1 protein-coding gene is annotated in these 239 nt (G+C 59.4%); it reads right to left on the reverse strand.

Annotated features, from left to right (window positions below):
- A partial coding sequence (locus AAEY83_RS18265) for an FAD-dependent oxidoreductase (protein WP_351061529.1) occupies positions 1-239 on the reverse strand: 239 nt, incomplete at both ends.

Consider the following 239-nt stretch of genomic DNA (forward strand, 5'->3'; position numbering starts at 1 on the left):
GCCATGCCTTCGGCTAGCGCGACTGGTGTCAATTGCACGCGACCAATGACGTCGCCCAGCGCCAGAATCGACGGCTCGGTGGTTTGATACTGGTCGTCGACTTTGATAAAGCCCTTGTCGTCCAGTTGCACATCGGTGTTTTCCAGGCCGAGATTGTCCAGCATCGGACGCCGGCCGGTGGCGTAGAACACGCAGTCGGCTTCGAGTACGCGACCATCCTTGAGCGTGGCCTTCAAGCT

The sequence above is a fragment of the Psychrobacter sp. TB20-MNA-CIBAN-0197 genome (assembly GCF_040309765.1).
Lineage (GTDB): Bacteria > Pseudomonadota > Gammaproteobacteria > Pseudomonadales > Moraxellaceae > Psychrobacter > Psychrobacter submarinus.